18 protein-coding genes and 2 riboswitches are annotated in these 25,014 nt (G+C 49.1%); of the genes, 4 read left to right on the top strand and 14 right to left on the bottom strand.

The window, feature by feature from the left end; all coding sequences use genetic code 11:
• Positions 1-34: 34 nt before the first annotated feature.
• Positions 35-1,396: a hypothetical protein gene (locus SG35_RS22395; protein ID WP_044830364.1), complete on the top strand. Its 1,362-nt coding sequence runs from the start codon at positions 35-37 to the stop codon at positions 1,394-1,396.
• 135 nt (positions 1,397-1,531) lie between these two features.
• On the opposite strand, the gene SG35_RS22390 is transcribed toward SG35_RS22395, so the two are convergent.
• From SG35_RS22390 to SG35_RS22340, 11 genes are all read right to left on the bottom strand, one after another.
• Complete coding sequence (locus SG35_RS22390; protein ID WP_044830363.1) at positions 1,532-3,394, bottom strand: TonB-dependent receptor domain-containing protein; 1,863 nt, start codon at positions 3,392-3,394, stop codon at positions 1,532-1,534.
• A gap of 32 nt (positions 3,395-3,426) precedes the next feature.
• Positions 3,427-3,574, bottom strand: a riboswitch (cobalamin riboswitch).
• Positions 3,575-3,663: 89 nt separating this feature from the next.
• Complete coding sequence (locus SG35_RS22385) at positions 3,664-4,557, bottom strand: cobalamin-binding protein (RefSeq protein ID WP_053042715.1); 894 nt, start codon at positions 4,555-4,557, stop codon at positions 3,664-3,666.
• The gene (gene cobO / locus SG35_RS22380; RefSeq protein ID WP_044830362.1) at positions 4,557-5,162 is read right to left on the bottom strand and encodes a cob(I)yrinic acid a,c-diamide adenosyltransferase; all 606 of its coding nucleotides are present in this window, start codon (positions 5,160-5,162) and stop codon (positions 4,557-4,559) included. Before cobO ends, SG35_RS22385 begins: the two co-directional genes overlap by 1 nt.
• A gap of 58 nt (positions 5,163-5,220) precedes the next feature.
• Positions 5,221-6,219, bottom strand: a complete 999-nt coding sequence (locus tag SG35_RS22375; protein ID WP_044830361.1) for a FecCD family ABC transporter permease — start codon at positions 6,217-6,219, stop codon at positions 5,221-5,223.
• On the bottom strand, positions 6,216-7,028 hold the full coding sequence (locus SG35_RS22370) for an ABC transporter ATP-binding protein (RefSeq protein WP_044830360.1): 813 nt from the start codon (positions 7,026-7,028) through the stop codon (positions 6,216-6,218). The genes SG35_RS22375 and SG35_RS22370 overlap by 4 nt, the downstream gene beginning before the upstream one ends.
• 159 nt (positions 7,029-7,187) lie before the next feature.
• A riboswitch (cobalamin riboswitch) is annotated at positions 7,188-7,411 on the bottom strand.
• Between the two features lie 176 nt (positions 7,412-7,587).
• A complete protein-coding gene (locus SG35_RS22365; protein ID WP_044830359.1) occupies positions 7,588-10,713 on the bottom strand; it encodes an efflux RND transporter permease subunit in 3,126 nt (1,041 codons plus the stop codon).
• Entirely contained in the window at positions 10,710-12,086 is a 1,377-nt protein-coding gene (locus tag SG35_RS22360) for an efflux RND transporter periplasmic adaptor subunit (protein ID WP_044830358.1), read from the bottom strand. Before SG35_RS22360 ends, SG35_RS22365 begins: the two co-directional genes overlap by 4 nt.
• On the bottom strand, positions 12,083-12,736 hold the full coding sequence (locus SG35_RS22355; protein WP_044830357.1) for a TetR/AcrR family transcriptional regulator: 654 nt from the start codon (positions 12,734-12,736) through the stop codon (positions 12,083-12,085). Before SG35_RS22355 ends, SG35_RS22360 begins: the two co-directional genes overlap by 4 nt.
• A 276-nt stretch (positions 12,737-13,012) precedes the next feature.
• Positions 13,013-15,073, bottom strand: a complete 2,061-nt coding sequence (locus SG35_RS22350; RefSeq protein ID WP_044830356.1) for a M13 family metallopeptidase — start codon at positions 15,071-15,073, stop codon at positions 13,013-13,015.
• A gap of 271 nt (positions 15,074-15,344) precedes the next feature.
• A complete protein-coding gene (locus SG35_RS22345; RefSeq protein WP_044830355.1) occupies positions 15,345-15,971 on the bottom strand; it encodes a TetR/AcrR family transcriptional regulator in 627 nt (208 codons plus the stop codon).
• Positions 15,972-16,102: 131 nt separating this feature from the next.
• Positions 16,103-17,329: a threonine/serine exporter family protein gene (locus tag SG35_RS22340; RefSeq protein WP_044830354.1), complete on the bottom strand. Its 1,227-nt coding sequence runs from the start codon at positions 17,327-17,329 to the stop codon at positions 16,103-16,105.
• A 170-nt stretch (positions 17,330-17,499) separates the two neighbouring features.
• On the opposite strand from SG35_RS22340, the gene SG35_RS22335 reads away from it, so the two are divergent.
• Positions 17,500-17,673: a hypothetical protein gene (locus SG35_RS22335; RefSeq protein WP_160298198.1), complete on the top strand. Its 174-nt coding sequence runs from the start codon at positions 17,500-17,502 to the stop codon at positions 17,671-17,673.
• A gap of 5 nt (positions 17,674-17,678) precedes the next feature.
• On the opposite strand, the gene SG35_RS22330 is transcribed toward SG35_RS22335, so the two are convergent.
• The gene (locus SG35_RS22330; protein WP_044830353.1) at positions 17,679-18,533 is read right to left on the bottom strand and encodes an NRDE family protein; all 855 of its coding nucleotides are present in this window, start codon (positions 18,531-18,533) and stop codon (positions 17,679-17,681) included.
• A gap of 218 nt (positions 18,534-18,751) precedes the next feature.
• Here SG35_RS22330 and SG35_RS22325 point away from each other — a divergent pair, with 218 nt between their 5' ends.
• Positions 18,752-19,522: a class II aldolase/adducin family protein gene (locus SG35_RS22325; RefSeq protein ID WP_044830352.1), complete on the top strand. Its 771-nt coding sequence runs from the start codon at positions 18,752-18,754 to the stop codon at positions 19,520-19,522.
• A 63-nt stretch (positions 19,523-19,585) separates the two neighbouring features.
• Positions 19,586-20,761, top strand: coding sequence for a mandelate racemase/muconate lactonizing enzyme family protein (locus SG35_RS22320; protein ID WP_044830351.1), 1,176 nt, complete (start codon positions 19,586-19,588; stop codon positions 20,759-20,761).
• A 102-nt stretch (positions 20,762-20,863) separates the two neighbouring features.
• On the opposite strand, the gene SG35_RS22315 is transcribed toward SG35_RS22320, so the two are convergent.
• Positions 20,864-22,777: an LTA synthase family protein gene (locus tag SG35_RS22315; RefSeq protein WP_053042714.1), complete on the bottom strand. Its 1,914-nt coding sequence runs from the start codon at positions 22,775-22,777 to the stop codon at positions 20,864-20,866.
• Positions 22,778-23,086: 309 nt separating this feature from the next.
• Entirely contained in the window at positions 23,087-24,946 is a 1,860-nt protein-coding gene (locus SG35_RS22310; RefSeq protein ID WP_044830349.1) for a DUF885 domain-containing protein, read from the bottom strand.
• Positions 24,947-25,014 lie beyond the last annotated feature (68 nt).

Below are 25,014 nucleotides of genomic sequence, written 5' to 3'. Positions count from 1 at the left end.
TTGTCATCAAGCAATTTCCCGTGCAAAGAAACCTATGATCAATAACCGATATTTACTTGCTTTTTCATTGCTGTCCCTGCTTGGGGGCTGCGGCAGTTCAGACTCAGATGAAGATAAAACCCCGGTTGAGCCGGTGGAACAAACCTTCTCCCTGACCTCGCTTATCACCAATAAATGCGGTAAGGAGTCAGCTTTTACCCAGGTGGAATTATTGTTACAGGATGATAACTGGCAATTGCTGGAAAAATATTTGCCGGATGAAAACGGGGTGATCAGTTTTAATGTCACAACGGCTAATATTAACTATACCCTGGTGGCGAAAAACCAGCAGGGAGATGAACACCAAGGGCTGGATATCACCAGTTTTTATCAGGCAGACAGCTCGGTAGCGGCAAAATATTACGGACGTTATGATCAACAGTTGGATAACAGCAGTTGTGAATGTGTGACCCAGGATGTGGAATTAAGGCACAGGTCGTTCACCACCCGGGAACTGGTGGCCAGTTCATTGCCTTATGCCGGCTTTGAGGAAGTGGACGAGCAAACGACTTTATACCGGGATGTTGAAGCCTGCCGCATTAGCGGTGAAGCCTGGCCGGTGCAGTCATTTATGGTGCTGGGTACAGATAACGCCGGAGATGCCATAGGGGCTGCGGATATCCATGATAATTTCGATGCCAACGAAGACTTGTTGTGGGAGTTTTCTGCGGTAGAGGTTGCCGATGAAATAGCGCTGGAAAATGAGCAGCAGCTGATGTTCTCGGCGCAAATTATCCAGGGCAGTAAGCATTTTCCGCTTACGGTCGCAGAAGGCGATAGCAGTCTGATTTTATTCAACAGCCATTTGTATAGCAGCGAAGCGGATTATTTCAGCCAGACCAGTCGTGTGTACCAGTTAAAAGATACCTTTTTCGGGACCACCTTAACCGAGGCCAGCCATCAAAAGATCTCCAGTGATTATAGCCAGTCATTTGAAGTGGAAGTTTCCGAGAATAAGCCCGATGTCGATGATGAAAACTTTTCCGAGCTGGGCAGTGACGGCAGTTACGATTACAGCGGGGCGGGCAATTATCCGCTGGCGGTGATCACTTATACCTATGCCGCTTATGATGCCGGTATCGGTTTATTTCCGGTCAAATGGACCAGTTATGGCCCGGATGAGGGCGTTTTGCCAAGTTCGGTGCCTTTGTCTGGCTATGAAGATGTTATCAATGATGATACCGATGTCCAGCTCACCGATATTGAACTTATCCGCAGCATGAGCAGTTCGGATTACCAGGATTATATCCGTTACTATCAGCAGGCAAAGCAGCAGGAAGTTGAGAGTAAAAACGTGGATAGCAGTGATTTTGTCGGCGATCTGAAAAAATTACATTTGCAGATTAACCTTAATTAAGGGAGGAAACCTGAGTAAGCACCAAGCATATTTCATAGCAATAAAAAGCCCGCATCGCGGGCTTTTTGCGTTAATCCCCTAAGCCTGGCGGCTTCGGGTTTAACGTTTTGAACGGTAAAAAGTAGTTCGCACTAATTACTGGCGATAGTTCAGGGTCAATAAATATTGCGCCGGTTGGCCGACATAATGATTATTGGTGACATAATCTCTGTCGAACAGGTTATTGGCTTTTAACGTTAACTTCCACTGGCTGTTAAAGCTATAGGCGGCGCTGAGGTTTACCAGGGTATGACTGGGCAATTCTGTTGTACTTGGCCATTCGGTATCTTCTCGTTTCCCTTGATAATCGACGCTGGCAAGCAGGTTCAGGTTATCAAAATCCCGGCTGATTTGATAACGGGCGGTATGTTTCGCCCTGCGGATCAGCGGCTTGTTAGTGCCGTCATTAACCGCATCCAGGTAGCCCAGTTGCAGGGATTGTGTGAAACCGAACAGATCCGCTGCCAAATTTAATTCGACCCCTTTGATGGTGGCCTTATGAATATTTAACGGATTGTATTTAAAGTTTTCATCCGGCACCCATTCGATCAAATCATCAATTTTGGTTTTATAGACACTCAGCTCGGTCTGGATATCGGCAACACTGGTTTTAAGTAAAATTTCGGCGCTGTTGGAGGTTTCCGCTTTTAACTCGGGATTGCCGTAAGAAAAGGCATCTTCCGGGTAGTAGAGGTCGTTAAAGCTTGGCTCTTTAAAGCCCCGGCCTAAGTTGATGCTGATCAGTGACTGGTCGCCAAAGCGTAATCCGGCACTGGCATTATAGGTAAATTTATTGTCTATGCCTTCAATGTCATCGTAACGCAGTGCACCGTCAAGCAGGATAGTTTCTTCATCGTAGGCGATATGGCCGTATAACGCCTTTTTATCACGCTCGGTTTTATCGTATCCCGGTTGATTGTTTGCTCTTGCTTTGGTATCGACTTCTTCCCGGGTTAAGTCCACTCCTAAGGTGGTGGTTAATGCCTGAGAAACCTGGTAGCTGCCAAGCCAGTTGGCCTGCAGGCGTTTGGTTTCAAAAAAGCTGCCGTCTTTTTTGTTGCCGCCTTCAATAAAATTGATGGATTCATCGATTTGCTGTCCCCAGGAGAATTCCTGATACCAGAGCCCTGTGTCCTGAACGGCGGCTAAATGCCATTGTTTGGTTTCCAGCTCGCTTTTATTGTTGCCGCCAAAGGCGCTGTCATAATCGCTTTGTCCCTGGTTATATTTTGCCAGCCAGTTTACCCGCCATTGTGGGTTAATATTCTGGGTGCCGATGATGGAAATATCTTCTCTGTGATAGCCGTCGTCATCCGGCTCAGCGTTGTCCAGAACATCATAACCTTCGGCGGATTTTGCGGATAAAGTGACGGTGGTTTTGCCGTCGCCATGGCTAAAAGCACTGCTTAAACTGCCTTGTTGTTGTGACTGGTTGCCAACAGACAAATCAAGGGCCAGCTCTCCGGCGTTTAACTGCCGGGTAAAAATCTGGATCACGCCGCCGATGGCATCAGAGCCCCACAGGGATGCCCTCGGGCCTTTGATGATTTCTACTCTTTCTATCTGGTCAGTTGAAATATTGGCAAATTCTACCAGGCCTAAGGTGGCAGAGCCGATACGTTGCCCGTCGATAACCACTAAGGTATGGCCGGCATTGGTGCCCCGGCTGAAGATGCCGGTTGTCTGGGCAATACCGCCGTTTTGGGATAATTGAAAGCCGTTGACATCGTTGATCAGTTCGGCGATGGAAAGGGCCGGCGATAAATCTATCTCTTCCCGGGTGATGACTTTGACACTGCTTAAGATATCGGCGCTGTTTTGCCGGATGCGGTTTGCCGTCACCACCAGGGTTTCATCCACCGAAATGCCGCTCTTGGCTGAACTGCTATCGGCTGCTGCAACAGCAAGCGTTGATGTCAATGCGCTGGCAACGCTTAATGCAAGTATGGTTTTTTTCATATTTTCCTCAATGAAGCACCCACCGTGCTTGATGTGATTAACGATACCTGGCCGGTCTCCGGACTTATCACTTTGCCGGTAAAGTAAAGTGAATTACCGTTGCGGGGGCAGTACAGGATTCATACCAAAGGTATTACACCTGTTTCCCGTTTCACTGCGGCCAAGCTGGCTGATTTGAAAAATAAGCCGGTGTCCTGGCAGCAGCACCTGATATCAGATTGATGCCCGGGTTGGTATTCCCGGGCGCTTAATGTCGTTCGTTTTCCTGTTTATATGCCGGATAAATAAGATTGTCGTGCCTTGTCGATATCCAGGCACAGTTTATCCAGGGCCAGCAAACTGCGGCGCGTCATGCGGTGCAGGGCGTCGGCATCCGGGGTGATTATATTGTTTTCACTCACCGCCTGTATCGTCGGCCAGTCATGCCAGTTAAAGCCTTCTTTGTCTTTTTGGTTGACCGACAGCGGCTGGATGATGACTTGTATCGGGGTTTTTAATACCTGCTCGATATTGACCTGGGGGTACGGGCTGCTTACCTGTTTAAACGGGTTTTCGGCGCGGCAGATATTCAGGTGTTGCTGCGGCCAGCTGCCCCTGGCTATTGTGGTGAGCGGCCTTGACCATAATTCATAAAAGGCGGTGATGGTTGGTTTATCCCGGTAACGGTCTTTAATATCGCCAAGCTGCTTAAGAAATTCCTCGGCTACTTGCTGGCCCTGCGCGCTGTGGCCGGATAAATCGGCGAACCGGCGCAACTCTTTGGCAATATCGCGAAAGGTTTTCGGCTCGGAATACACCACCTTAAAGCCGAGTTGGCTTAACCTGGCCAGGTCATCGCTGGGGGTGCCGCTTTTCCAGGCAATGATTAAGTCAGGCTGCAGGGCGATCACTTTTTCCAGCTGCAGCCGGATATAATTGCCTATGCTGGGAATGTTTTTGGCCTGTTCGGGATAGTCGGCAAAGTCTGTGGTGGCGATGATTTGTTCGCCTGCGCCGACATCATAAAGCATCTCAACGATATGGGGAGAGAGGGCGATAATTTTTGGTAATGGTGTGTTTTTTGCCTCCTGTGGCTTGGCGGCAAGGGAAGAACTCGTCAATAACATGGTTGCCAGGGTTATCACCCGGGAAACTTTTACGGATACCGCTTTGAACAAGGTCATTACCAGTCAATTCCTTTTTGTGCTTTTACCCCGGCATCAAAGGCGTGTTTGACCGAGCGTACTTCGCTGACGGTATCGGCCAAATCCGTCAACGCTCTGTGGCAGGCGCGGCCGGTGACGATCACATGCTGCATTTTCGGACGATTGCGGATGGCTTCGACCACTTCATCCAGATCCAGGTATTTATAGGTGAGCATATAGGTCAGTTCATCCAGCAATACCAGGTCGATATGGGGATCATTGAGTAAACGTTTACTTTCCTGCCATACCTTGCTGGCTGCAGCAATGTCGCTGGTTTTATCCTGGGTATTCCAGGTAAACCCCGTGCCCATAACATGAAATTCCACCCCGGCATTAGCCAGCAATTCCCGTTCGCCGCAGGCCCAGCTGCCTTTGATGTATTGCACTACGGCGGCATTTAAACCATGGCCTACCGCGCGTGCAACCGTGCCAAAGCCGGAAGTCGACTTGCCCTTGCCGTTGCCTGTGATCACGATAAATAAGCCTTTTTCCTGCTGGGCGCTGTCGATTTTCGCATCCACCTTTTCCTTGGTGCGCTGCATCCTTTGCTGATGCTGTTGTGCTTTATCGTTTGAAGTAGCCATAACGTTTTCCTGCTGTTGTTTCTTCAATAACCTTGCTAATAACTATGGGTCATTTTTGCTAATTTTTTCGGGTTCGGTACATGATCAATAAAAAGAAAATACTGCCGGTGGCGGAGGTAATGATGCCGATGGGAATTTCGACATTTTCCAGCGCGGTGCGGGCAATAATATCGACCCAGAGAATAAAGGTACCGCCGATAAGCATTGAACCTAAAATCAAAGGGATAGTCGTGACGCCGAGGATTTGCCTGACGATATGGGGGATCATCAAACCGACAAAACCTATACCGCCGCAGTAGGCGACGATAGTGGCGGTTAATGCCGCGCACAGGGCCAGCATCATCAACCTGAGTTTGTCGGCATTGACTCCTAAGCTGGCGGCGCTTTCATCGCCGAGCAACAGGGCATCGATATGACGATGAAAGGCGAGAATGACCACCAGGGCAAACACTAAAACCGCGCTTATTACATAGAAATTTGTCAGCTCGACCCGGGCCAGGCTGCCCATTAACCAGAATAACACCCTATTGGTGGCAAAGGGCTCCCCCAGGTAAAGCAGGAACTGGCTGATGGAAGCGAGCATAAAAGAAACCGCGACCCCCGCCAACAACAGCTGCTCCATGCGCTGCAGGGCTTTGGCAATTAACACCACTATGATGACGGCAAATAAAGCGCCGAGAAATGCCGCCAGCGGCAGTGCCAGGGTCAGCATGTTAGCCAGGGTGATGCTGGCGATAGTGGCGCCCAGGCCCGCACCTGAGACTATGCCGAACAGGTAAGGGTCTGCCAGCGGATTGCGGGTGGTATTTTGTAAAATAGCCCCGGCTATGGCCAGGCCCATACCGGCAACTAAGCCCACCAGGATGCGGGGCACCCGAACCTGGTAGACCACCATATCGATCACAGGTGTCGGGCAGGAGGCTGTGAAGCAGGTAAGCAATTGCTGCGCCCCGATATCAACCGGGCCAAAGGTGAGGGCGGCGCCGATACTGCTCAGGCATAATAATGTCAGTAAGCATAACTTTATCGGTATGCGGTTCAACCGGGCCTGGCTCATTGGTTTGCTTCTCCCGTATTCCTTGCCTTAGTACTGTGTTTGGGCAAGTGAAAATAAACCCGGGTTTTTCCGGTTACGGGATCTAACTCCTGCTGGCAGTTAAGGCGGAAGACTTGTGTTAACAGTGAACTGCCCAGTACTTTTTCAGGGGGACCATCGGCAATAACCTGACCCTGGTCGAGCAAGAGTAAACGGCGGCAATATTGTGCGGCCAGGTTCAAATCATGCACCGTCATTACCACAGTGATATTTAAGTTTTTTACCAAGTCTAATATCTGGTGCTGGTAATAGACATCCAGGTGGTTGGTGGGTTCATCCAAAACCAAGACCTCGGCCCTTTGCACTAAGGCCCGGGCGATCAATACCCGCTGCTGCTCACCGCCGGATAGGGTATTAAAGGCATCATGGATTTTATTCGCTAAGCCGACTTTTTCCAGCGCCAGCTCAATTTGATGTTTATCAAAATCATTGTCCAGGCTAAACAGGGTTTTATGGGGCAATAAACCCATGCGCACGATATCGGATACCGAAAGGTTAAAGACCGGGGCTGTTTTTTGTGCCACCAGGGCAAAAGATTTCGCCAGTTCCCGAGGGGCGTAAGTGCTGATATTTTTGCCTTTAAAGTTTACCGAGCCGGTAAAGTCTTTTTGCTGGTTGAGCAGGCAATTGAGTAAACTGGTTTTACCGGCGCCGTTGGGGCCGATAATACCCAATACCTCGCCTTTATCCACTGCCAGCGAGATATCTTTGAGGATGTGCTTATCGCCGACTGCCCAGCCAAGCTTGTCCAGGTTAATCAGGGCCGGCATTAACTTGTACCTGCCGATATTGTGTGATCAATTGTCTGGCTTAACATCTTTTGCCCCGGCCTTGAATCTAATGTTTTAAGCTAGCAGGTGCAGGAAGAGAGTACAAATAGCACTGAAAAGTCAATGAATTGTCACTCAAGGTGTAGGCCCGCACCTTTAGTTTATAAGTTTTCAATGGCAGGTTTCCTGGCTTTAGGGATAACCCGACAATACCCTTCCCGGCTTTTGCCAGTGGTTTGTATTATCAGCCCTGTTTACAGTTGCGGGTACAGCCGTGGATTAATGTTTTAAAGTAAAGACCTTAAGACAGGCACCACGTTCCCTATTAAGTTTGCTTTATGCGGCTTCACTTTGGAAAAAGAACAATCGAAGCCTAAAGAAAACACCATCTTAGGGCGGCAGTGTACTGGTTATTTTTATCACTGGCAAGCTTTAGCGGTTTAGATGGCTAAATAAATCTGGAGACATTAAAAAAGCCGCCGGCAAAGGTTGCGGCGGCTTGAACGGTACGAAACTTGGCTTTTTCTTCGGCGCTTGCTTAGTGAATGTTCAGCTAATGCTAAGTGACGGCATCTGCCGCGACCTCATCCAAATGCTGCTCTTTTTTTGATTTAGCCAAACCAAAATCTTCCAGTATGGTGTACAGGCAAGGCAACACAAACAGCACCAGCAAAGTGGAGGTGGCAATACCGAAGACGATACTGGTGGCCAGCGGGATCAATATCTGCGCCTGGAGGCTTGTTTCAAACAACAGCGGTGTCATCCCGGCGATAGTGGTGACTGAGGTTAAGAATACCGCCCGGAACCTGTCGTAGCTGGCTTTGGCTGCCGCCTGGTGTACCGAATATCCTTCTTCCACCCGTTTTTTGACAAACTCCACCAGCAATATCGAGTCGTTAACGACAATACCCGCCAGGGAAACAAAACCTAGCATCGAAGGCATGGTAAAACTTAGCCCCATAAGCAAGTGGCCCCAGATGGTGCCTATCATTGCCAGCGGAATTGCCACCAACACGATCACAGGTTCGATATAACTGCGGAACTGGAAGGAAAGCAGTAAAAACACTCCTAAGATACCAAAAACAAACGACTGCACCATGGATTGCTGGGTAATGGCAGAGTTCTTGGTTTCCCCTTCCTGGCTCAGCTTAATATCCGGATATCTTTGCTGGAAATCAGGCAGCCAGCGTTTGGTCAGATCTTTCATCACTTTTTGGGTGTTGTTGACTGTGCCGTCGATATCCCCGTAGACGGTGACCGCCCTTTGGTTGTTGTAGCGGCCGATGCGTGAATAGCCGCGGGTAGCGGTGATCTTGGCCACCGCCGACAAGGGGATAATGGCGCCGCTGGTGGGGTGTATGATCGGGAAATTATCGAAATCGGCAAATTCATCCCGGGACTCGGGGGTTAACATTACGGTAATTTCGAAGGTTTCCAGATCGACATTGGTTTCCAGTACCTTGTTGCCCTGGAAGGCGCTTCTGACCTGGTTGGCTATGGTCCGGGCATCTATGCCTAAGTTATAGGCGCCGTCCTTTAATTTCAGGGTAAATTCAGGCTTGCCGGGTCTGAGATCGTCCAACAGGTTGTTAACCCCGGGATAACCGGACAGCCAGGTTTGCAGTTCAAACGAGGCTTTTGCCAGCTCGTTGAGATCATTGCCGGTCAGGCGTATCTGGATAGCCCTGCCGCTTGGGCCTATGCTCGGCTCTTTAAAGGATAAGGTCAGGGCGTCCGGGATAATACCGCTGCTTTGCCGCCAGCGGTTGATAAAATGCTGCATCTTGGTATTGCGTATTTCTGCCGACAGCAAGTCGACATCTATGGTGGCCAGATGAGGACCTGATTCGAACGCATCCGAGTTCTGGTTGAAACTCACGGCAAATGATTTGACTAAGGTATGATCTTCATCTGCCTGGAGTTCCTGCGAGGTTTTATCAAGCGCCGTTAACAGCTGCTCAACCACACGCTCGGTTTGCTTTAACGGCGTGCCCGCCGGCATTAATATTTGTGCCTGCAGCCTGTCCCCTTCAACATTGGGAAAAGCGGAAAACTGTAATATGCCCGAGGCAAGCATGCTTACCGATAACAGGAAAAAGGCCAGTACGGCGCCGATAAAGGCATAGCGGTAATGAATGATTTTTTCCACCAGCACATAAGTGCGGGTCCTTAAGTGTTCGAATTTCTGCTCGAACTTAACACGGAACCTGGACGGTTTTTGCTTTTCGCCATGGGCGAGGGAGTGGTGCAAATGGTTGGGTAAGATAAAAAATGCTTCGATCAGGGAAACGGAAATCACCGAAATTAGCACGATAGGGATCACTTTAAGGATCTGCCCCAGATCTCCCTGGAGAAAAACCAGGCCGATAAAAATACACAAAGTGGTGGCATAGGAAGAGGCAACCCCACGGGCCACGATTTTGGTGCCCTTTATTGCTGCCTCCATGGGTTTTAAACCTTTTTTCAGCTGGGTGCCTATAGACTCGGCAATGACGATGGCATCATCCATTAAGATACCCAGCGCCAGCAACAGGGCGACCATGGAAATCATATTGATGGTGATGCCCATATGGCCGAGTACAAAGGCACTGGCTAAAAATGAGACCGGCAGCCCCATCACCACCCAGAAGGCATAACGCACGGTAAAGAACAGCCACATAGTGGCAAATACCAGCAGCAGTCCCTGCCAGGCATTGGTGAGCAGCATATTGATGCGATCTTTGACTATGCTGGTGGCATCCTGGGTAATATCGAGGGAAACACCATCAGGCAGGCGGGCGGATTCTGTGTTGATGATCTCTTCCACCGCCGCCAGCACATCCAAACTGTCGTCTATGGTATTTTTTTCAATTTTCAGCAGGGCGGCGGGGCGGCCGTTAAACTCTACCTTGTCTTCAGCCAGTTCAAAGGTGTCGATTATGGTGGCGATTTCCCCGAGCCGGACTTCATTGCCTTGTTCACCGGTTAAGATCACCAGCTGGGCAAGATCCAGGGCGCTGCGTCTTTCGTCGCTAAAACGTAGCTGGGTTTCGCTGTTTTCGGTTTCAATCGAACCCAGCGGCAAGTCAAGATCCTGTTTGCTGATAAGGCTTACCAGCTGCTGCAGATCCAGACCGTAACTGCGCAGGTTCTCCTGGGAAACCTGCACCCTGAGCTGGCGCTCGGAAAAACCGCTGATCTTCACCAGCGGGATTTGGGGGTGCTGCAGGATGCGCTGCTTGAGGTTTTCCGCCAGGGTTTTAAGTTCAGATCTCGGCAAGTCTGCGGTTAAGGCGATGGAAATCACATGCTGGGTACGGCCTTTTTCCGTCACCACTGGTTCTTCGGCGTTATCGGGAAATTCGTTGATGCCGTCGATGGCAGTTTTAACATCATCGGTGAATTTAACAAAATCCCCCTGTTCGAGCATTTTTATTGTCATTAAGCCGAGATTTTGCCTGGCTTCACAGACTTTTTCCTCGATAAAGCTGATGCCGTCAAGAGCATCTTCGAGCGGCAAACAGATCCCCTGCTCGACATCCACAGGCGTTGCTCCCGGATAGGGGACATTGACCTGCAGCGAGTAGGCTTTGACTTCCGGGAAGGTTTCCCGCTTGATATCCGGTAAGACGCTGATGCCCATAAATATCAGCAGCAGCATCAATAAGTTGGCCGCCGTAGGATGGGCGGTAAAATAACGTATCATTGCGCTTTCCTCACCCAGGTATCCAGTTGCTGTTGCAGGGCCTGGTCATTGACCGGAGACAGGCTCATGCCCTGTACTGCGGGGAAAACATCCGAGGTAATGATCTTGTCTCCCGGTTTAAGGGTATCGGTAAACAGGGCCAGCTCTCCCTGCAGCTGGACTTTGTTGAGATCGAGACGCTCCAGGGTATCTGCCTTACCCACGCGGTAAATTTGTCCCTGGTGCAGGGCAAACCTGGGGGCGATCACAAATTGCTTTTGTGCGCCGTGCAGGTTCACTTTCATATAGTTGCCTGCCAGCAAGGGGGGCTTGACGCCGGGATCTATATTTTTATAAACGCCTTCAACACTGACCACGACCCCCAGGGTGCGGGTTTGGGAATCTATGCTGCCGGACAGACGCTCTACTTTTGCCTGCCAGCTCAGAGACTCGTTACCGGCAGCATACAAGGTGGCGCTCAGGCCGAGGGAGCTGAAGATGTCACTCATTGTCCTGTCTGACAATAAGTCTTCGTAATTGAGTTGGCTGCGGTCAAAGCTGGCGGCAATCTGGCTAAACTGCTGCAGGGAAAACTGGGCATTGACTATCATTTTATCTATGCCGTAAGCCTCGAATAACAGGGTGTTGGTGCTGACGTACTGATCGAGCTCGGCGCTTACCGCATTGATGCGGCCGTTAAAAGGCAGGCGGATTTCGGTGCGGGCCAGATCGCGCTTACTTTGCTCTAACTGTGCCTGTGAAATTTCAATCTTCGCCTGTAAGACTTCGATATCCGAGGGCAGGGTGATCTGGGTATTTTTTAGCTGCTGCACTTCCTGCTGTTGCTGCAGCATGTTTTGTCTTTCGGCGTCTAAGGTCGACAGGGAAACGGCGCCGGACTTGCGCAGCTTTTCCAGGCGGGCCAGTTCTTTTTTCCGAACTTTAAGTTTTTCGTTGGCCAGTTTCAGATCCAGCTTGTTGTTTTCTACCGTCAGTTCCATTTCCTTTAAACTGGCCTGGCTGGACAACAGATCCGCCTGTGCCTGCTTTAAATTGAGCTGGTAATCCCTGTCGTCGATGCGCAGCAGCACAGTGTTTTTAGCCAGAATTTCACCGATTTTTAATTCCGGGTGAATATAGGTGATGCGCCCGGAAACTTCCGCTTTGGCTTGCAGGGTCAGATCCGGCTCAACCGTGCCAAAGCCGGTGATGGCGGGACGGATCATATGCTCGGCTACGGTCACGGTATCTACCGGCACCGAAGGCCGGGCCCGGGGATCGTGTTTCATTTGCGGCTGCAGTTTAACGATCAACATCATTAAGGCAATACCGGCGGCGAGTATCGCGGGTAAGGCAAACTTTGTCTTTAAGAAGGATTTTAGCAATGCTTTCATTGGGCTGGCCCTTTAGTCATTCCGAATATAAAAAGTTGATAAATATGCTCAGTCCATTGTGGGGTGTTGAGTTCCGGGGTTGTGATTTGCCATGCCTGCTCCCGTATCGGGGTAACGATAAAAGGGGTGACGATTAAGCTGATCAAAGAAAAGGCGGCATACTTGGGGTTAATGTCAGGACGTATTTTTCCCTGCGCCTGCTGAGCAGCGATAAGATCGGGTAAAAGAGCCGCCATGCGTTTGGGAAAGCGTTCGATCATGGCGGCCCCTAAGGTTGAATCCGGGGACATGGCTTCACTGTGTACCAGTTTCATCAATCCCGGGTTTTGATTGATCATGCCAAGCATAAAAGTGATCACAGCTTTTATCGGCTCCTTTTCCTGGCGTAAATTGCCGAGGCGGCTAAATTCTTTATCCGAGAGCTGCTCTAATAAGGCAATAAATAAACCTTCTTTGTTATCAAAGTAATAACTGACCATAGCGGAGTTCACTCCGGCCACTTTAGCTAATTCACGTATGGTGATTTCGCTGAAGTTTTTTTCACTTAACAGGGCTAATGCGGCATCGAGTAATTTTTGCTTTTGCAATGCTTGCTTTTTGCTGTCGACCGGGCGGCCTTTGCTGCTTGTCTGGTTTCTCTTATCTGACATTCGGTTATCAGTATTTAATTAATCATGTGATTAATTAAATCGTATGGCGAGATATTAGTCAAACAGAATAGCTAATTTTAATGTAAAGAACTGTCATTTCTTATATGGAATTGTTAAAGACCCAAGATTAGCGGCTGAAGGTTAAGGGAGTGCAGGAGGGCATAACAGCAGCAGAAGTTCGAACCGAGTTGGCTGTCTTAAGAACAAGGTTTATTTTAAAAATAAAAAAGGGAGCCGAAGCTCCCTTAGACAGATAAGTTGTAAATATTACCTGATTTACCAGATTTTCACGCGTTGCTCTGGTGCCAAGTACATGGCATCGCCTTCTTTAACGTCAAAGGCTTCATAGAATTCATTCATATTCGACAATGAACCCAAGGCGCGGAACTCACCCGGTGAATGCGGGTCGGTGGCTACGCGGTTACGCATGGTTTTTTCAACCATTTTGCTGCGCCAGATTTGCGCATAACCCATGAAGAAGCGCTGGTCGCCGGTTAAACCGTCAATCACAGGGGCTTCTTTACCGTTTAAAGAGGCCTTATAGGCTTTATAAGCGATAGTGACACCGGAAAGGTCGCCGATGTTCTCACCTAAGGTTAATTCGCCGTTGACGTGTAAATCGTCAAAGACTTTATAACCCTGGTACTGGTCAACAAGCGATTTGGTACGCTTGGAAAATTCGGCTAAATCCTGCTCTGACCACCAGTTACGCAGATTACCTTCGGCATCGTATTTGCTGCCCTGATCATCAAAACCATGGCCCATTTCGTGACCGATCACCGCGCCGATACCACCGTAGTTTACCGCATCGTCGGCAGCCATATTAAAGAACGGCGGCTGTAAAATAGCGGCAGGGAAGACGATTTCGTTGCGGGTCGGGCTGTAATAAGCATTAACCGTTTGCGGTGTCATGCCCCATTCCCATTTGCGGATCGGGCCGCCGAGTTTTTCCAGTTGTTTTTGGCTGCTTACGGTACGAGAGCGGATGATATTGCCGACTAAGTCGTCGCCTTTGATGGTCAGTGAAGAGTAATCTTCCCATTTGTCCGGGTAACCGATTTTCGGGGTAAAGGCGGCTAATTTCACATGGGCGGCTTTCTGGGTCTTTTTAGACATCCACTCCAGCTCGTCGATGCTCTGGCCGTAGGAGCTGCGTAAATTCTCAACCAAAGTGCTCATGCGAGATTTCGCTTCTGGGGTGAAATGACGGCCCACGTACACTTTACCTATGACTTCACCTAAGTTGTTGTTAACCACTGCCACGCCGCGTTTCCACAATGGACGCTGCTCCTGGCGGCCGTTAAGCTGCTTGGAGAAAAAGTCAAAGTCTTCGTTAACGATATCCTGGCCCAGGTAAGAGGCGAAGCTGCTTAAGGTATGGAAAGTTAAATAGCTTTTCCAGTCTTCAAGCGAGGTTTCGGCAAAGATGGTGCCGAAAGCTTTAACGAAGTCAGGCTGATTGATGATGATGTCTTTTTCACCGGCAACCCCCATGGCTGCCAGGTAAGCCTGCCAGTTAAAGCCATCTGTAAGGCCGGATAAATCAGCGGTGGCAAACTTGTTATAACGCTTTTCGCTGTTACGGCTTTCAACCCGGGTCCAGTGATGCTCGGCCAGCTGGCTTTCCAGGTTCATAATGGTTTTTGCCGCTGTCTGACCGTCAGTAAGACCGGCAAGCTTGTACATGTTTTCAATATGGGTCAGGTAACCGCTGCGTAATTTAACAAAACGCTCTGCTTCATTAAAATAATAATCTCTGTCCGGTAAACCTAAACCGCTTTGCCAGATATGGCTGGCATAGCGGCTGGAGTTTTTGGCGTCGATGCTGATATAAAAACCCAGCGGGTTGGCGATGCCAAGGGCATCGTATTTGGCAAAGAAGCTGGCCAGCTGATCTTTGTCGCCGATATTGTTGATCACATCCAGAATATGCTGAATGGGTTTAATAGCCAAAGCATCGCGCTCTGCGGTATCCATATAAGAACGGAACAAGTCGGCAACTTTTTGCTCGTCGCTGCCGTTTTTCAAACTTTTAGCATCGGCCAGCTCTTCGATGATGGCTTTAACATCATCATCGGCTTTATCGCGCAGATCATAAAAAGAACCGATAGTGGTTTTATTGCTGGGGATATCATGCGATTTTAACCAGCCACCGTTGATATATTGATAAAAGTTGTCCTGGGGACGGACGCTCATGTCCATATTTGCTTTTTCAATGCCCGAGGCTAAAGCGGTCTTTTGCATTGCAGTATTTGTTGAATTTGTGTCTTCTGTGGTGTTACAACCGGCTACTAACAACAAAGAAGAGCATAAAGCACTTGTTATTATAGTTTTCATGGGGAGCTTAATTTCCTGTGTAAATAAAAGTTATCTCAGTGATATTTGCCGGATAAGCACCAAAAATGCCTGACAAACCGCACTGCTTGATAATGTCATGCAGCAGATAGTAAGGCTTATAGCCCTTAAACGCCAGTATGGGACACATGGTATTAACATTTTATGACAATTTAGCGTCAGGATATTTTTACATTTGGGTAACAGCTGTTAACCGGTTTACAGGGGGGGAGCCGGGGTTGTCAGCCTTAACCGTTTATGGCAAAAGTAAAAATTACGCTTGTGGTTGCATATGGGACAGGAACAGGTTTAACGCGCACTCGCACATTTCTTCAATACTGCCTGCGTCGGCATAAATACCGTCAATCAATAACCTGGCGATACCATGCATGGTGCCCCAGGTGACCTGGGCCAGTCTCAGGGTATTTTCACCTTCGGGCATCAGGCCTTTTTGCTGCCAGATCTTGGTCATTTCCACCTGATACTGGAAGTTGGGGTAGGCGATATCCCGTAAGGTCTGAGTGCTTTTGGCCCCTTTCCAGATGGTGCCGCCAAACATTAAGTCATATAAGGCCGGGTTTTCGGCGGCAAAGCCGATATAGCGGGAGATAAACTGGCGGTAGCACTCCCGGGGCGATAAGCTGTCATCATTAAAGATCTGCTCGGCGATTTCCCGCCAGGCAATAAAGCCCTGGGCGGCGACGGCGCATAACAATTCATTTTTATCTTTAAAATGATGGTAGGGGGCGGTACGGGAAACCCCGACACGCTCCGCCAGCTTTCTTAACGACAGGTTTTCTACGCCGTCGCTGTGGATCATCTCGGTGGCGGCAAAGATCAGGGTGCTTTGCAGGTTGCCGTGGTGATAGCTGGATTTGGTCTTATCAGATGTTGTTTTCATGCGGGCAATCTAACAGTCAAGCCCGGGCATGTCAAAATATAGCCGGTGGCAGTTACCGTTTTCTGATTTAAAAAATTGTTTTATTTAAGGAAGGTTACCGCCACTTTCTAAGAGCGGTAACCTTAAGGTTGTTATAAGGTTTTTTTCGATGGCAGGGCGACATTGGAAAAAATCAATCCGGCGACCAGCGACATAAAGATCAAAAAGGTTTGTGAGCCAATATCGGTGGCGTTTAACATCACCTGGCCGGAGACCAGGCTGTTCAAGCCGATATAAACCTTGCTGCCGGGTACCAGTACTACCAGGCCGAGAATTTTTACTATGCTCGACGGTAAATGGGTGATGCGGGAAAACAGGTTACTGTAGATACCTAAAATAAAGGCGCCGGCAAAAGCCCCCAGGGCGCCGCCTAAATAGAGACTGCCCCAGATACTGGCGCCAAAGGCGACATAACCGGAAATAATGCCCCAGGGCGCATCTTTTTTGCGTGATTTAAACAGGATCACTAAGCTGGCGGATAAAATAGTGACCGCCAGCCAGGCAGTCCATACCGGGGTGGTTTCCGGGCGGACGAACTCTGCCGTACCCCAGAACAAGTTCCCCAGGGCCATGCCCAATACCGCACCAAAATAAAGCTTAAACAGCGACATGATGGCATCCATGATACGTGCGGTGCCTGAGATCAAATGCCGTGCCGCCAGTTCTGACAGGCCCAGAGTCAGCGCCAGTCCGGGAATAAACACGATAATACTGGAGAGGATCACCAGCGGCATATTGATACCGGGATCGACCAGGGTGATGGCGGAGGCCAGCATGGCGGTAACGATGGCGGAAAGCGGTTCAAGCATTTCCGTGACCCGGCGTGAGCGCTCCGACCATTTGACAAAACCAAAAACGACAAACCCGAGCCAGGTAGACCAGAAGACATCGTTCCAGCTGGTATGCATTAACATGGCAAACGCCCCGCTGGAGGCGCCAAAAGCCAAAAAGGTCAGGAAAGTACCGTAAGGGGAAGGTTTTTCCGCGATTTCATCCAGGCGTAAAGTGGCTTCGCATAAGCTGCGCTGCCCTGAACTTAATTCATCCACTAATTCGTCGGTACGCGCCAGTGCCCCCAAATCGAGCTCGCCGGGTTTTACCCTGACCACATGGTTGTATTCCTGGCTGTCTTCATCACCGGATAAGACAAATGTCAGGGCGGTGGGGGTAATAATAAAGGAGGCCTGTATTTCTAAAAAACCGGCAACATTTTGCAGATGGGCTTCAAGGCGGTAAGCCGGGGTGCCAAATTTATGGAGCGCCTTGCCCAGGCGGATAAGGAAACGGCGTTTTTCAATAAAATCAGCGGATTGAACCATATAAAGAAAACATTCCTATTAAAGGGTCATTAAAGGTGGCTATGTTACTTTATTTTGCGATAAATGGTAGTGATTAATTATAGGAAAAAGCGATAGTAATAAAAGAAAGAAATTACTGTTATCATAGGCAAAACAGTGAAGCAGCAAATTCAGTTGAGGGTTGGAAAAAGATGACGTTATTGATGATATTGGCGGCGGTGTTTGGCGGGATTGCCCTGATGGTTATTTTGGGGGAACGTTTTGGCAAACCCATGGAAGCAGAGCAACAGGCCAAATATGCCAAAATTCTCCCGATACTGGTGTTTGTGATGCTCATTGCCGGGCTGATCAAAGCCCTGGTTTAGCTTGTTTAAGGGGCTGAAAATACCTGGGATAAGTTAAAGCTTTGCTGTTTGCTGCTTTCTCCCCGGGGGTTATAGCTGCAATCGTCAATTAAGATTTCTCCGTGGTTGTCCAGGGTGATAATAGTGGTAGAGCGGGTGCCGTATTCAGGGGAAACGATAAATATGGCACTGAGCATTTGTTCAATCGCCAGGGGCATGCCGGTATCGGGCAGCTCATGGCTCTGTGCTTCCTGGGGGTTGGTCATCAGCTGAAACAGCTGCTTGATTAAATCTGCTCGGCTTTGTCCCCGGTCTTCCCCGATTGCCTTGGCTAAAGCTGCCTGTCCCAGGGCCATTTTCGGCCAGATATCATCTAAAGCGCCGTTGCAGATGCTGTGAAAACCCGGGGTTAACAGATGGTATTTGTTATTGATGCTGTCATAACAAAACAGCTTATCTAACGGGCCATAGACCAGGTTAAAGCCCTGGTAATCTTGGGCATGGCTGCTCAGGGATGAAAAAAAGCCATTGCCGTCGCTGGACTGCGGGTTATCCATAACCGGAAATTTGTCTGCCGGACTGGTGTTTTTATCCAGCTCTGATAAAGCCGTTAGTACCAACTCGCCACGGGATTTTTGCTCATCGCCTTTGCTTTTGCCCCCGGTCAGCCCCTGGCGGTAATTGGTCAGGGCAGAAAAGTGTCCCTGTGGGGTCAATCCCAGCCAGCTGCCCCCTGCTTGTAAGTCCTGGCCTGCCAGGATATCAGGCTGTTGCCAGCGAAACATTTGCCGGGTCGGCCTTTGATGAAACTCATCCCGGTTAGCGCAGATGATCACCGGATATTTCGGGTGTTGTTTCAGGGCAAAAAATAATATACACATAGGGCGTAATTAGCTGTTTTAATCAAGAGTGAACTAAGTTAGTTTATTTTGTGCTTTACCGGTACTTTATCTGCAACGCCAAGCAGGTTAAATTTACTTTATTTTGTCGAGCTTTACACGCTTTGGCATCAAGTTTTTGCAGATAAGCTTCTGTAGATAGTTTTTACTGATCACCAGGCCCGGGATGAATGGCCGGGATCAGTGTTAAAGGAGAGAAAATGTTTGATATTCCCCAGTTGGATTTAAAAGGTAAGGTTTCGGATGCCGAGTGGCAAACCCGGGTAGATTTAGCTGCCTGTTACCGCCTGGTGGCCATGCATGGCTGGGACGATCTTATTTATACCCATATTTCGGCGCGTATTCCCGACAGTGAACATTTGCTGATCAACGCCTTTGGTCTGGCTTTTGACGAAATCACCGCCTCTAACCTGGTCAAAATTGATTTCCAGGGCAATATCATCGACGAGAATTGTCCGTTTGAAATCAATCCGGCGGGTTTTACTATTCACAGCGCCATTCATGAAGTTCGTCACGACGCCATGTGCGTATTGCACCTGCATACCAACGAAACCATAGCGGTGGCCAGCTTAGAGCAGGGCCTGTTGCCTTTGAGCCAGTACGCTATGTTTGCCCTGGCATCGATGAGCTATCACGAGTATGAAGGGCTGGCGGTGAATCCGGCGGAAAAATTACGTTTGCAGCAGGACTTAGGCATGAAGAATTTTATGCTACTGCGCAACCACGGCGGTTTGACGGTAGGGAAAACCATAGGTGATGCCTTTATGCATATGTACGATCTCACCCGTGCCTGCCAGATCCAATTGCAAATTCAAGGCTCCGGCCAGCCGGCGGTTTTGGTAGATCAGGAGATTGTCGACGGCATCCGTGCCCAGGCCAATATTGTCCATACCGGCCTGACCGGCGGGCAAAAGTCCTGGCCGGCAATGTTGCGTAAGGTCTACCGCACCGACCCCCATTTTGCCCGCTAAGGCGGCCTATTAGTTTAATTCTTATTGACTGGTTTCAGTGCCGGTTGATAGCTAAGGAATATTATGAAAATCACCCAAGTAGAAGTCTTTGATATTGAATGTCCGAAACGCGAAGCCTGGAATCCGGTCTTTATCCGTATCACCACAGATGAAGGGTTAACCGGCGTTGGTGAAGCGGGTCTGGCCTACGACTGGGGCCACAGCGCCGCCGCGGCCATGATCAAGGAAATCAGCGAGGCCATTTTGATTGGCTTTAACCCGTTTCAAACCGAACTGTTATGGTCCAGAATGCTGCGGGAAAGCTTTTGGGGCTTAGGCGGCGGTCCGGTGATTTACGCCGCCATGAGCGCCATAGATACCGCCCTTTGGGACATCAAAGGTAAGGCGCTGGGTGTGCCGGTTTACCAACTGCTCGGCGGCAAGGTCAACGATAAATTACGCACCTATGCCAGCCAGTTGCAGTTTGACTGGGACAGCCAGGTAAATCGTCTGGTACAGCCGGAAGATTACGGCCGTGCGGCGGAAAAAGCCATTGCCCAGGGCTATGATGCGGTAAAAGTCGATCCTATTGTTTATGACAAAGACGGTAATTCTCATTTTGACCGTACCAAACTCTTTACCAAACCTGAGTTGAGGTTATTTAAAGACAGGCTGCAGGCGATCCGCGATGCCGTTGGTGAAGATGTCGATATTATTTTTGAATGCCACTCCTTGCTGGGGGCGGCCACGGCAATACAAATGGGGCCGATAGTAGAAGAAATAGGCTGCCTGTATTACGAAGAGCCGGTAAATTATCTTAATTCCGCGGTGCATAAAAAAGTGGCGGATAAGGTGAATGTACCGATTGCCGGCGGCGAACGTTTGTATAACCGTTGGGGCGTACGCCCTTACTTTGAAGATCAGAGTATTGACGTGTTGCAGCCGGATATCGGCTTGTGCGGCGGTTTTACCGAAGCGAAAAAAGTCTGCGATTATGCCGATGTTTATGATGTCCGCATCCAGGCCCATGTATGTGGCGGCCCGGTAGCGACTGCGGCCTCCCTGCATCTGGAAACGGCTATCCCGAACTTTTTAATCCATGAGCATCATACTTATGCCATTAAAGACTGGAACCGGGAGTTATGTTTGCAGGATCCCCAGCCGAAAGACGGTTTCTTCCAGGTGACGGAAGTGCCCGGTATCGGCATAGAGCTTAATGATGAAGTGGTTAAGCGTTCGCCGAATGTCGTGATCAAATAGCGTTAGCTGCCAAGCGACGCTTGAGCTTATTGGTTCATACAAAAGGCGATATGGTTATCGCCTTTTTTATTTTTGGGAAGTCTTTAAAGGCAGTATTTATCCTTATTTTCCCTTGATTAACTGGGCTCCTTCCATAATGTAATACCAGGCCAGTCCCATCAGATTTTCATAGTTATCTACCACTAACCCTAAAGATTGCTGTTGCTCTTTTTCCTGGCTATTCGTTTGTCCCGATTTGATAGTGCCGCCCTTAGGTATTGTCCAAAGTGCCTCTGTGCTCATGATCTTCTGATTGGCAAAAGTAAAGTCATTTGCGGTTTTGTGCTGCAGGGCATCGCCAAAGCTGAAATAGGAAAAACCTTTCGGGGCGATCAGTTCTATCATGGTGGGCACCATATCCAAATGGTTACCGGCAACTTGGGTGTCGATTAACTCCGGGGTGATATTCTTTCCGTATAAAATAAAAGGCACGGCGGAGATCTCATATAAGCTTGGCTTGGCATGGAAATAGCGGCGGCCGTAGTGATCTCCGGTCAGGGCAAAGAGAGAGCTGGGCCAGTTTTTTTCTGCCTGGCGGACAAAGTCCCCCACCGCTTTATCGGCAAACCACAAGTGCCCCAGGGTATTGGCGTCGATGGAGCCGTCATCGAGCTTTTTAATTTCATCTGGGTAGTCGCGGTTATCCTGATAGGGATAACCGCGTGCCAATACATCCATGGAAAAGGGGCCGTGATAGGTGGTGGTCATGATCACGCTAAAACTTTTCTTTTGCCCGCTGATTTTTTCCTGTACTAAGTCAAATAGCTGGTCATCGTCTATGCCCCAGATACCGGCGCTGCTTTTACCGCCGGCGTGGACGGCGGTAAAGACATTATCGACCCCCTGGTTTTTCACATAATTGCCGATATTTTGCCAGGAAGCCAGGCCGCCGTAAAAGAAGTTGGTTTGATAACCCAGGTTTTCCATGGTGGTAAAGACCGAAGAGATACTGGGGCCGCCCACGGCGCCGCGCTGGCTGACATTCACGCCGGTAAAGGGGATACCGGATAAAATCGACGATAACGAATTCATGGTGCTGCTGGATGCCGGCAGAAAGCGCTTAAAATGCAGACCTTTGTTGCCTAGGGTTTTTACCTGGTCGGTCAGGTGCAAGGGGGCATATTGCTGCAGCAGCGGCCAGGCGTCATAACTTTCCATCACCACTAAAAAGATATGTTCGGGCGTGTCGATAACCGCACCGCCCGCCTGTTTTTTCAGGTAGTCGGTTAACTGCCCCGAACCGGCATGATCGCCAAAGGTTTGCTGCGCCACGGTGAGGATATCGAGTTCGCCGGTGAAAGGGTTGTTTTCCCCTTGCTGCTGCAGGGCCCGGTAGTCCTTAAGCGCATATACCAGCGAGCGACCCGGGGTAATGATGGTTTTATTTAAGAAGGTATCCGGGGTTACTTCCGCCCATTTTCGCATGGCCGGGCGGGTGCTGAGCGAGCCCCGGGTGGCCACAGCCAGCAGGATAAAAGCCAGCAGGGCCAAGCCTATTTTTAAGCCGGGGTTTTGCATCTGTTTGATAAAATTTGGCGCACTGACGTTTTTGTGGATATAACGCAATAAAAACAGCGATAAAGTGAGCCAGGCAAAATAAATCAGCAGGCTGATGGAAGGATTGTATTGCCCTATGATAGTTGAGGCTATTGCCGACTGGTCATCGTACAGGGCTTCGATCACAAAATGGTTGAACTGCTCGTTATATTCCTGGAAATAGGTGATGGTGATCACACATAACAACAAGTTGATGATAAAAAACAGGCTTGAGAAACTGCAGCGTATTACCGCTATGGTTTTGAAATATTTTAGCGGTAATAACAAGGCCATAGTTAAAAAAGGCAGCACCAAAAACACGCCGCTCATGGCGGAGTCAAATGTAAAGCCGGTTATTAAGGCGGTAAAAATATCCGAGAGGCTGGTGGAGCCGCTTAACTGGTTACCAAAATAATCAATAAAGAAGAGTCTAAAAGCCATTAGCATGGTAACGGCCAATAACCAGGTTACGGCGAGCTTCGTAGTTTCATCACAAAAAACAGCCCATTTACATTTTATTGTGGACAATAGGATAACCTCCGGGAAAAGCTGAGGATTTTACCTGCGTTGTATTGTTATCTCTAGTTAACTTTGTATTGTATTTGTGACAAAAATGTTAGAAATTGTTTTTTGTTGATTTTGATAGTGGTTGTTTACGGTGTTTTTCGTAGTTTTGAGGAGAAATAAAAAAGCCCTGATACCAGATCAGGGCTAGATTTTAGTAAACGGGTTTGGCGGTTATCGCAAGTGTTAGGCTTTCGCTTGCCTGTCGCTGATGTAGTTATCTATCATGGTTTCAAGCACATTAAGCGGCAGCTCACCCCGGCTTAAGACCACGTCATGAAACTCCCGGATATCGAACTTGTTGCCCAAAGCTTGTTTGGCTTTTTCCCGCAGTTCGAGGATTTTTAACATGCCGATCTTATAGGCGGTAGCCTGGGACGGCATGACCACATGGCGTTCCACCATTTTTATCACGTCGGATTGGGCATTGGGGGTGTTGCTGGCGTAATATTCTATGCCCTGGGCCCGGGTCCATTTTTTCTCGTGGATGCCGGTATCTACCACCAGGCGGCAGGCGCGCCATAATTCCATGGCTAAGCGGCCAAAGTCCGAGTAGGGATCCTGGTAAAAGCCGATTTCCTTGGGCAGGAATTCGGAATATAGCCCCCAGCCTTCGCCATAGGCGGTGTAGTCGCCGAATTTACGGAACATCGGCATATCTTCCTGTTCGAGTTTTAAGGCGTTTTGCATATGGTGCCCGGGGATGCCCTCGTGAAAAGCCAGGGCTTCCATCTGATACACCGGCATTGCCGCCATGTCGTACAGGTTGGCATAATAATAACCCGGGCGGGAGCCATCCGGGGCCGGTTGCTGGTAAAAGGCCTTACCGGCGGACTTTTCCCTGAAGGCTTCGACCTTTTTCACCACTAAGTCGGCTTTGGGTAACTTGATAAATAACTTATCCAGCTCGGTCTTCATGTTGTCGATAATCGCTGTGGCTTCTTTGAGGTAGCGGCTGCGGCCGGCTTCATCGTTGGCATAATAAAATTGCGGATCGTGGCGCATAAAGTCAAAGAACTCATTGAGTGTGCCTTTAAAGCCGACTTTTTTCATGATCACCGACATTTCCTGGTGAATGCGTTTGACCTCGTTTAAGCCTATCTGGTGGATCTCACTGGCGGTGAGATCTGTAGTGGTGGTGTTTTGCAGGGCGCGGTTATAAAAGCTTTCGCCGTCGGGCAGTTTCCAGGCGCCGTCCCGGGTATCGGCTTTGGATTCGAGCTTGACCAGGTAATCGATTAAGGCCTGGTAGCCTGACTGGTAGCCGGTCAGCAGGGCGTTGTTGGCGTCTTTGATAAGCGCAGCTTTCTCCTGCTCGCTGATATCGAGTTTGTTGACTTTGCCGGTAAAGTCATTCAGTAAAATGCTGGGGGCGCTGTTATCAAACGGTGCGCCGGTTAACAGGTTTTTCGAATCGCGGATAACATGGCCAAAAACAAATTTCGGCGGAATAATGCCTTTATGCTCGCGGATGCGCAGTTGTTCAATTAACTGTTTCAACAGTTTTTCGGTGCCGTGCAGGCGGCTGATATAATCCCGGGCCTGCTGGGTATTGTCTATGCTGTGCATGTTAATCATGACGGCGGGCAGCTGGGCATGGATACCGTGCATCTGGTTCACCGGGTAGTTGTGGTGGCGCCATTTGAAGTCGCTGATAGTGTCTTTGAGCTCCTGCTCAAGCAACTGGTAGTTAAGCCTGGTTTGGGCATCGAGTTTGTCGGTATCGAGGGCCTGGATGCGCGCTAAATCCTTTTTGGTAAATTCCAGCTCTTTATAGGCGTTTTCTTCGGATAAATCATGCCATTTATCATAATTGGTTTTTAAGCCGATGTAAGTTTGATACAAGGGGTTGCGGTTGACCTCTTCCATAAAGATAGCATCGAATAGTTTGTTGGCTTTTTCCGACTCGCTGAGTTTTTCCGCCATGTTTTGTGTGTTTTGAGCGACACTTTCTGCGGCAGTTGACTGGCTGGTGCTGTCAACTGAGCAGCCGCTGAGTATGCCCGCAGAGAGTGCTAAGGAGAGCAAAGATTTGTTAAAAGACATGATATTCCCCGGTAAAATTTTTCATTGTTATTTTAGTCTTAATTATCTAACCCAGTGTGCCTTGAATT

It is taken from the genome of Thalassomonas actiniarum (genome assembly GCF_000948975.2).
Classification (GTDB): Bacteria; Pseudomonadota; Gammaproteobacteria; order Enterobacterales; family Alteromonadaceae; genus Thalassomonas; species Thalassomonas actiniarum.
Note: the sequence above shows the minus strand (reverse complement) of the source record. Positions and strands in the feature narration are given on the sequence as shown.